The organism is Pseudomonas sp. PDM31, assembly GCF_019218965.1.
Taxonomy (GTDB): domain Bacteria; phylum Pseudomonadota; class Gammaproteobacteria; order Pseudomonadales; family Pseudomonadaceae; genus Aquipseudomonas.
In genome coordinates this window covers 1-2,580 of the sequence record NZ_JAHUWS010000023.1, presented here as the reverse complement: position 1 = coordinate 2,580, position 2,580 = coordinate 1, and the positions used below count along the sequence as shown (strand labels likewise).

3 protein-coding genes are annotated in these 2,580 nt (G+C 56.7%); all 3 read left to right on the top strand.

What is annotated here, in order from left to right; translation table 11 throughout:
- Nucleotides 1–115 precede the first annotated feature (115 nt).
- Entirely contained in the window at nucleotides 116–1,615 is a 1,500-nt protein-coding gene (istA, locus tag KW839_RS27250) for an IS21 family transposase (RefSeq protein ID WP_177336958.1), read from the top strand.
- Nucleotides 1,608–2,411, top strand: coding sequence for an IS21-like element helper ATPase IstB (gene istB, locus KW839_RS27245; RefSeq protein WP_060540902.1), 804 nt, complete (start codon nucleotides 1,608–1,610; stop codon nucleotides 2,409–2,411). Before istA ends, istB begins: the two co-directional genes overlap by 8 nt.
- A partial coding sequence (locus KW839_RS27240; protein WP_218426041.1) for a hypothetical protein occupies nucleotides 2,398–2,580 on the top strand: 183 nt, incomplete at its 3' end. The genes istB and KW839_RS27240, both read left to right, overlap by 14 nt.

Here is a 2,580-nt window from a genome sequence, read left to right as displayed (position 1 = left end):
TGTTGCCGCTGACCGAAAACTGACCCAGTAAAGGCTGTTCTGCCGACTGAAAACTGACCCAGGTGTTCAACTGCTTCTGCTCAATTTTTGAGCAGGAGAACACAGGGTGATCAGCATGGAAATGATGGGCAAAATTCGGCGCATGTATTTTCGCGACAAGCTGTCGCTGCATCAGATAGCCAAGCGTACCGGGCTGTCGAGAAACACCATCCGAAAATGGGTCAGAGCACCCGAAGCCACTCAACCGGCGTACCTGCGGTGCGCAGCCTCCAACAAACTCAGTCCGTTTCACCAGACGCTGGAGCAAGCGCTCAAAGCCGATTCATTTCGGGCAAAGCACAACCGCAGGAGCGCCAAAGCGCTCTTCGAGCAGATCAAGGCAGAGGGTTACGACGGCGGCTACAGCCAGCTCACCGCCTTCATACGTTCGTGGCGCGGTGAGCAAGGCAAATCCTTACGGGCCTTTGTACCGTTGACGTTCGCACTCGGCGAGGCCTTTCAGTTCGACTGGAGCGAAGAAGGTCTGCTGATCGGCGGCCTGTTTCGACGCATCCAGGTCTCCCACATGAAGCTGTGCGCCAGTCGCGCATTTTGGTTGGTTGCGTATCCCAGCCAAGGCCACGAGATGTTGTTCGATGCCCATACCCGCTCGTTTGGCGCGTTAGGTGGGGTGCCGCGTCGCGGCATCTACGACAACATGAAGACCGCTGTCGACAAGGTCAACAAGGGTAAGGGCCGCACGGTCAATGCCCGGTTTGCCGTTATGTGCGCACACTACCTGTTCGACTCAGACTTCTGCAACGTGGCCTCCGGCTGGGAAAAAGGCATCGTCGAAAAGAACGTCCAGGACAGCCGGAGACGCATCTGGCTCGATGCTCAAGATTGTATGTTCCACACCTTTGAAGAACTGAATGTCTGGCTCGGCCAACGCTGTCGTGCGCTCTGGAACGAGTTGCTGCACCCACAGTACAACGGGCTGACGGTGGCGGACGTCCTGGAACTGGAACGGGTGGAAATGATGCCAATGCCCACGGCCTTTGACGGTTATGTCGAACGCACTGTGCGGGTCTCCAGCACCTGTCTGGTCAGCGTGACGCGAAATCGCTACTCGGTGCCGTGTGAACGGGTCGGTCAGTGGGTCAGCAGCCGCCTGTATCCCTCTCGGGTAGTGGTCATCGCCGATGAAACGATGATTGCCAGTCACGAGCGCCTCTTTGATCGAGACCAGGTCAGTTTTGACTGGCAGCATTACATCCCACTCATCGAACGCAAACCTGGTGCGCTACGCAATGGCGCTCCGTTTGCCGATCTGCCGAAGCCATTGCTGCTTCTCAAGCGTGGTCTGAGACGTCACACCAATGGTGATCGAGTCATGACGCAGGTACTGGCGGCAGTTCCCATCGCCGGGCTCGATGCCGTGTTGGTGGCTGTGGAGTTGGTACTTGAATCAGGCAGCTTGAGCGCTGACCACATCCTGAATGTCCTGGCTCGACTGACATCTACAGCAGCCCCTCCATCTGCCGAAACCAGTCTTCAACTCAAGGTCGCGCCTGTCGCCAATACGGCGCGCTACGACCGGCTGCGTACCACCGATGAGGAGACTCGCAATGCGTGATCTTATGGCGGAACTCAAAGAACTTCGGCTGCATGGCATGGCCAGCGCCTGGGAAGAACTGGTCTCCCAAGGCGAAGCCTCGACGGCGTCGTCGAAATGGCTGCTCGAACATCTGCTTCAGCAGGAACATGCAGATCGCGCCGTACGCTCTGTGAATCATCAGATGAACATGGCCAAACTCCCCATCCATCGTGATTTGGCAGGCTTCGATTTCAGCGCTTCCAGCGCAGACGCCCGCTTGGTCAGGGATCTGTCCAGCCTGGAGTTCACCGATACTGCACAGAATGTCGTGTTCATCGGTGGGCCTGGAACAGGCAAAACCCACCTGGCCACCGCCTTGGCCGTGTCCGGGATCACGACGCATAACAAGCGCGTGCGCTTCTACTCCACGGTGGATCTGGTCAATTTGCTGGAGCGCGAAAAATACGAGGGCAAGGCAGGCCGAATCGCTCAAGGACTGCTTCGCATAGACCTGGTGATACTCGATGAGCTGGGGTATTTGCCCTTCAGTCAGAGCGGTGGTGCCCTGTTATTTCACCTGCTATCCAAGCTATACGAGCACACCAGCGTGATCATCACCACCAACCTCAGCTTCTCGGAATGGTCGAGTGTGTTCGGTGACGCCAAGATGACCACTGCGTTGCTGGATCGGCTGACACACCACTGCCACATCGTCGAAACGGGCAACGAGTCCTACCGCCTGCAACACAGCAGCTTGGTCGACCAGACAAAGATCAAATCACGTGAGCGAAAGCGCAAGAACGATGACGGTACAGAGGACGATGAACCGTTTTGATCAACACCGGGAATTCCCTGCCGCATGCCTGTATGCGGTGGGGCTTAGTGCCTATGTCAGCAGGACACTGCTGCTAAGCTTATCCACAGTTGCTGATGCAAAAATCAGCAAACGGCCCTGGGTCAATTTTCAATCGGCAGGGTGGGTCAGTTTTCAATCAGCGCCAACA

Bases quoted from the DNA above. Each gene is read 5' to 3' on its own strand.
- istA (WP_177336958.1), top strand. From the start codon at position 116: ATGGAAATGATGGGCAAAATTCGGCGCATGTATTTTCGCGACAAGCTG.
- istB (WP_060540902.1), top strand. From the start codon at position 1,608: ATGCGTGATCTTATGGCGGAACTCAAAGAACTTCGGCTGCATGGCATG.